This is a genomic window from Pedobacter petrophilus, assembly GCF_009674725.1.
GTDB classification, from domain to species: domain Bacteria; phylum Bacteroidota; class Bacteroidia; order Sphingobacteriales; family Sphingobacteriaceae; genus Pedobacter; species Pedobacter petrophilus.
The window spans coordinates 1-5,075 of the sequence record NZ_WKKH01000093.1 but is presented as its reverse complement, the minus strand read 5'-3'; the positions used below and the strand labels follow the sequence as shown (position 1 = coordinate 5,075).

The 5,075-nt window shown below is 37.1% G+C and carries 10 protein-coding genes and 2 pseudogenes; 11 read left to right on the top strand and 1 reads right to left on the bottom strand.

All coding sequences use genetic code 11. The annotated features are described in order from the left end of the window. On the top strand, positions 1 to 378 hold a 378-nt coding region (locus tag GJU39_RS23705), incomplete at its 5' end, for a hypothetical protein (protein WP_209437726.1). Positions 379 to 433: 55 nt separating this feature from the next. Here the strand turns inward: GJU39_RS23705 and GJU39_RS22970 are convergent. Next, positions 434 to 730 (bottom strand): hypothetical protein, encoded by a 297-nt coding sequence (locus GJU39_RS22970; RefSeq protein WP_154283326.1) that lies wholly within the window; start codon positions 728 to 730, stop codon positions 434 to 436. A gap of 138 nt (positions 731 to 868) precedes the next feature. On the opposite strand from GJU39_RS22970, the gene GJU39_RS23700 reads away from it, so the two are divergent. The 10 genes and pseudogenes from GJU39_RS23700 to GJU39_RS22925 all read left to right on the top strand — a co-directional run. Beyond that, the gene (locus GJU39_RS23700) at positions 869 to 1,504 is read left to right on the top strand and encodes a ParB/Srx family N-terminal domain-containing protein (RefSeq protein WP_209437725.1); all 636 of its coding nucleotides are present in this window, start codon (positions 869 to 871) and stop codon (positions 1,502 to 1,504) included. A gap of 8 nt (positions 1,505 to 1,512) precedes the next feature. Further along, entirely contained in the window at positions 1,513 to 1,770 is a 258-nt protein-coding gene (locus GJU39_RS22960) for a DUF7660 family protein (protein ID WP_154283325.1), read from the top strand. Positions 1,771 to 2,168: 398 nt separating this feature from the next. Continuing rightward, positions 2,169 to 2,345, top strand: a complete 177-nt coding sequence (locus GJU39_RS22955; protein WP_154283324.1) for a hypothetical protein — start codon at positions 2,169 to 2,171, stop codon at positions 2,343 to 2,345. After that, entirely contained in the window at positions 2,324 to 2,587 is a 264-nt protein-coding gene (locus tag GJU39_RS22950; protein WP_154283323.1) for a hypothetical protein, read from the top strand. Before GJU39_RS22955 ends, GJU39_RS22950 begins: the two co-directional genes overlap by 22 nt. Before the next feature lie 254 nt (positions 2,588 to 2,841). Continuing rightward, positions 2,842 to 2,952: pseudogene (locus GJU39_RS24030) on the top strand (RHS repeat-associated core domain-containing protein); the annotation flags it as partial. A 36-nt stretch (positions 2,953 to 2,988) separates the two neighbouring features. Beyond that, a complete protein-coding gene (locus tag GJU39_RS22945) occupies positions 2,989 to 3,456 on the top strand; it encodes a hypothetical protein (RefSeq protein ID WP_245228074.1) in 468 nt (155 codons plus the stop codon). Further along, positions 3,443 to 3,775 carry a hypothetical protein gene (locus GJU39_RS22940; RefSeq protein WP_154283322.1) on the top strand — a complete coding sequence of 111 codons (333 nt, stop codon included), beginning with the start codon at positions 3,443 to 3,445 and terminating at the stop codon, positions 3,773 to 3,775. Before GJU39_RS22945 ends, GJU39_RS22940 begins: the two co-directional genes overlap by 14 nt. Positions 3,776 to 3,903: 128 nt before the next feature. After that, positions 3,904 to 4,317 carry a hypothetical protein gene (locus GJU39_RS22935; RefSeq protein WP_154283321.1) on the top strand — a complete coding sequence of 138 codons (414 nt, stop codon included), beginning with the start codon at positions 3,904 to 3,906 and terminating at the stop codon, positions 4,315 to 4,317. 61 nt (positions 4,318 to 4,378) lie between these two features. Then, complete coding sequence (locus GJU39_RS22930) at positions 4,379 to 4,600, top strand: hypothetical protein (RefSeq protein WP_154283320.1); 222 nt, start codon at positions 4,379 to 4,381, stop codon at positions 4,598 to 4,600. 62 nt (positions 4,601 to 4,662) lie between these two features. Next, positions 4,663 to 5,075 (top strand): annotated as a pseudogene (locus tag GJU39_RS22925) (DUF6443 domain-containing protein); the annotation flags it as partial.

Below are 5,075 nucleotides of genomic sequence, written 5' to 3'. Positions count from 1 at the left end.
CAAATAATTCTTGATAAAGAGATTTTGTCTTCTGTACACTTAAATACTATTTATAAAAAGCTTGAAAGAGAGAAACTTGGAGGTAACTATAATTTCGATTTCAAGATAGATACCAACGGAAATGTTAAGGCAATAAGAAGCAGTAAATTGGTAATCTATAAAGAATTAAATGCATTTATGAATAATAAATTCATTCAATACACATGGGAGCCAGCTCATAAAAAGAATTGTATCTCTTGCAAAGTTGAAATGGTAGTATACTTTAATGTTTTCTTTCATCCAATGCAGAAGAATATCGTTATTAGTATGTCCATATCTAATGGGAAACATGAGCAACTGTACTTTAAAAGTGTAAATTCATCTCGTCTAAGGTTGTAGGTCTACTAAAATAAATAAAGCAAAAGCCCAGCAGTTTAAAAATTGTTGGGCTTTGTTATTTCTGTAAGAATTCGAGTTTAATTAGCCTGGCTTTAATTGCTCCGTAAGTCCGTGAATGAAGTTTAGCGAGCTGGGTAATCTTGATGCCTTCGTTAAAGCGTTGTGTGAGCAACGCGTCTTCTTGTTTATTCCATGCTAAGCCTTTATTGCCTTTTTCGGCGATGGCTTCGAGTTGGTTAATGGTGATAAAAAGCGCCCTTATGATTTCGGGATGGTTGTAAGGACTGTATGCAGGGAATACCTCACCGGTCATGGGGTCTGTGCCAGCGGCCAGCGCCTGGAGGATCTCCATATGCCGATTACTATCCCGCATATTCCTTTCTGGTATTGGCTTCCCTTAGGAAAGCATCAACAATAGCCAGCAGGTGTGATCTGTCGTTCTCCATCAGGCCCTCGATCTGCTGCAGGCGTTTTACCGTTCTTTTATCAAATGAGGCATTTATTCCCTCGCCAGCAAGTTACATCAGAAGAAGATCCGCCGAAGAAAGCAGGTAAGAATGCAATTAATAAAACAGGTACTATAATAAGAAAAAGTTCTGTAAGCCAATTACAAGAAGGAGATATAAAGACGAATCAATTCTTAAATAGCTGGCTGGGTTTTCTTAATTATACTCCTGTAGGAAGGGCTGCTTCCTTTTTAAGGGATGTATCCTCGGAAGATACAGAAGATGCGGTAACAGCATCATTGATGATACAAAGTTCTATTGCGGGGAATGGACTATCTTTACCTGCCACTAAGGAAGTAATGAATCCTAAGGACATTCATTTTATGCAAAGCAGTATTAAAAATAAAACAAGGAATTATACAGTTGTTGGCAATGCAGAATCTTTGGCAAATGGTAGTCTAAATCCAAATATCCTTAGAATAAATGTATGGAAAGATGCCAGTGGTAAAGTGTGGACGCTAGACCACAGAAGATTAGCCGCTTTTAAATTGGCAGGATTAAAAGAAGCACCAATTCAATGGGGGAATCCAAGTGGCCAAATGTGGAAAATGACTACTACAAATGGTGAAACTTCGATTAAGCTTAAACTTGGTGGAGGTAATGTTAAGGTTGTAAAATAAAAAATATTATGATAGATTTTGAAAAGAAAATACATGAAATTAACAATAAAAAAGACTTTATAAACTTTGTTGAATTATTAATTGTTAATTTGAATAGCAATCCACAAGATTGGACTAATATAACTTTAGTAGATTTCTTGGAAAGCATCGCAAGTTGGACAGAAGATATGGAAGGTTATTATCAAAACAATAATCTTCCTATTCCTCAGGATGTAAACTGGAAAGTCTTTGCAAACATTCTAATTGCAGCAAAAATGTATGAGTAATTCCAATCTTTTTTATTGGTTACGGAATCAGTATGACAAGCTATTTTATACCTAAAAAAATTGTTGAATGTCTGTAATTGTTCATAATAGATAAAAAATGTTTACCTAGGTGTGTGAATTTATATAGTTTTACAGCGAACTTTGGCAGATAAGAAAGCTGTGGCCTTCATTTTAAGGAGCCCTAGCTGTAGCATGCGTTTCGCGTGTGAGAAATTACAATTATAGCAAAGTCTAGCAGAGATGTTGGGCTTTGCTGTTATTTGCAAAAACTTGTTTTATTTTTTTCAGGCGCTAAGCAGTATCAATAACCTGTTTAGCATGCAGCGGGCTTGTATAATGGAAACATCGACCGGGAATCCTAGTCAGCGGATGCCAATCCCTTGTCTTCCGGCATCGCTATGAATTATGGCTACTATAAACTGAACCGTTTAACCAGTTCGATAGGAACAGGCGTGATGATGAACGAAACCATCGCCTATGATGTATTGGGCAATATTGACAGGTTTCAACGTGATAATGGTACCGATAATAAATACCATTACCATGGCAGCCTTTGTGGTTTGCAGCAGAGGTGACCAATGGATACGATTATGATCAGAACGGGAACGCGGTAATTGACGGGCGAACGGGATTTCTTTTTGATTACAATGTACTTAACCTACCAAAGCAGGTTAGGGATGCTAATAACCAGAACCTGGTTGCCGGCTATGCATATGATGCCACAGGAAGCAAACTTAAAAAAATAACATCTGGAGGCACCATCAACTATATTGACGGCATTCAGTATAAAACAGATAACACAATTGACTTCATCTAGACCGAAGAAGGTTTGGCCAGAAACAATGGCAGTGGCAATTACAGTTATGAGTATAACCTTTCAGATCATTTGGGTAATTTGCGCAACATTTTACAAGAACCCCAGTACAAACCAACTAGAGGTATTGCAACGGGACGATTATTCATAGTTGTTTGTATTTTTATCTGTATTCATGAGCTCCGCAACGCCTCGGTTACTACGCTTTTGGTCTAAGAAGTAGCACACAATCCGGAACAAATAAATACCTTTATAACAGTAAGGAGTTGCAGGAGGAATTGGGGCAGTATGATTACGGCGCTAGGTTCTATGACCCGGTGATTGGAAGGTGGAATGTGGTGGATCCGCTAGCGGAGCAATACCTAAGTTATTCACCCTATGGTTATGCAATAAATAATCCAATAATGTTTATAGATCCTAATGGAATGGAAATTATCTCTATTGCTGGCGGATATAAATTTACCGAAGAAGATGCAGCAAGTGCCTTTAATGTTATATCCGGTAGGGCAAAAAATGTTTACCTTTCTGTTGCCAAGAAAACAAGTGATTTCAATTATCCAGACAAGAATAATAGAACAAGAAATGGTCAATGGGCAACGTTTGCGGGTAAAAATATGTATGAGGGGTTGGATGCCTTAAATACCATAGGGGGAGTGTCAGATTTTTCTTTAGATAATTTAATAATAGAAACTCATGGTGGCCGCTCAAAGCGTACTGGAGAATCGGTGTTAGGATTAACTTGGGATAGTGACGTCTCAACTAACGCTGCTGATCATATTTTTAACACTGAATTTAGATTGGCGAATGGGGAAATAGAAGGGGCTACTTTACTCAATAATCCTAATGTCGCTAAAAAAAATGGAAATGTTTAAAGCCCTTACAAACAAATTAACGGATGGAGGAAATCTAATTTTTGGCTCTTGTAGCATAGGGGCGGGTACAGCAGGTTTAAATTTTGGGAAAAGCATGAATACGTTCACAGGTGGAAGACTTAATATATTAATGGCTCAACAAACCGTCCAACCCAGATATTATGCGGATCCGAATACAGGTAAGACAGGGCCATGGCTTTCCAGGATGTTTAGTGAAAAATTTTTGTGGACTCAGCCCAATGGTAGTCAATATCAAAACACGTCAGTAAGTCTTTCTGGTGTGATTGGTTCACCTCCAGTAACTCTCAGAAAACAATAAAACATATGAAAACAATCAAGTTTTTCCCTTTAATTTGTTTCTCGTTATTGCTTTCATTTTGCATTTCATGTAGAACATCGTACCCTAAAAAATATCCTACTCAAGCAATTACTAGGATATATTTACAGATGCCAAAACTTGCAGACCAGAAGAAAATTAAAAGCGAGTTCCCCATAAATGAATTAAAGAATGTGCAAATGTATGCTAAAGAACATGGGTATGCTATGTCACCACTGAACTATAGGTTTAAAATTGATAAAACAGGAAATATTCTCGACGGCAGGTTTGATATTTCAAATAATAAGCCAGGCGATCCAGTTACCTCATACTTTAACAATATTTTTCCCACTTATAAATGGCACCCAGCGTACTATTCTCACACTAATGAGAGATTATCTGCTTTGGTGGAAATGTCGGTTTATTCACTTAAACAGAATGATATCTTTGAAGTCAGTTTCAGATTGATTTATCTACCTGATAAAGAGAATATTCAGGATATAGTTGGAGAGAATAATTTAATTGATAGGTTTAGAATTAAGTAGCAGATGATAGTAAACACTACGATTATGGTGTAAGGTTCTATGATCTGGTGATTGAAATGTGGTGGATCCTAAAGCAGAGCTATATTTTTCACATTCTCCTTATAACTATGTTGCAGGAAATCCTATTTTATTAGTTGACCCTAATGGAATGGAGATTATTTCAATTGCTGGTGGGGTTAGATTTACTGAGGAGGATGCTAAAAGTGCCTTTGAAGTTATTATTGGACAAAAAAGAAATGTGTACATAAATATCATGATAGTTATACCGAAAGACAGGAAATAAATGCAGATGATAAAAAGAAAGGTTATGGTTCATGAGCTGTTTTTTCTGCAAAGAATTTTGGATTGGCAAATGAGGCACTGGGTGCTTTTGGAGACAGAAGTTTAAGTAACCTTGCAATAGAAACGCATGGTGGAAGAAGTGATGGTGAGGCATCTATGAGAACTGACGATAGTGAGCCAACGAGTTCTAGGAGTAATATATTTACAAGTGAAATAAATGATTTTCTAGATGGTTCTATGAATAGGTCAGAAGTTGCCTTACTTCAATCGATGGCCTCAAAAGTAAGTGACGGTGATCGGTTAATTATTGTATCCTGCTTAGGCGGCGCTGGAGCTCCAGGAGAACAATTTGGTGCGGCTATTAATAAATTGACAGGTAATAGACTAAATGTCTTCCTACCAAAGGATTTTGTGACCTCCGTATTCAAACGATATTCTACTGGACTTGGTTTATCATTACAAGATAACTTTAAAGT

Excerpts from the sequence above, each read along its gene's own strand:
- GJU39_RS22970 (WP_154283326.1), bottom strand. The coding sequence starts at position 730 with ATGGAGATCCTCCAGGCGCTGGCCGCTGGCACAGACCCCATGACCGGT.
- GJU39_RS23700 (WP_209437725.1), top strand. The coding sequence starts at position 869 with ATGAGGCATTTATTCCCTCGCCAGCAAGTTACATCAGAAGAAGATCCG.
- GJU39_RS22960 (WP_154283325.1), top strand. The coding sequence starts at position 1,513 with ATGATAGATTTTGAAAAGAAAATACATGAAATTAACAATAAAAAAGAC.
- GJU39_RS22955 (WP_154283324.1), top strand. The coding sequence starts at position 2,169 with ATGAATTATGGCTACTATAAACTGAACCGTTTAACCAGTTCGATAGGA.
- GJU39_RS22945 (WP_245228074.1), top strand. The coding sequence starts at position 2,989 with ATGTTTATAGATCCTAATGGAATGGAAATTATCTCTATTGCTGGCGGA.
- GJU39_RS22940 (WP_154283322.1), top strand. The coding sequence starts at position 3,443 with ATGGAAATGTTTAAAGCCCTTACAAACAAATTAACGGATGGAGGAAAT.
- GJU39_RS22935 (WP_154283321.1), top strand. The coding sequence starts at position 3,904 with ATGCCAAAACTTGCAGACCAGAAGAAAATTAAAAGCGAGTTCCCCATA.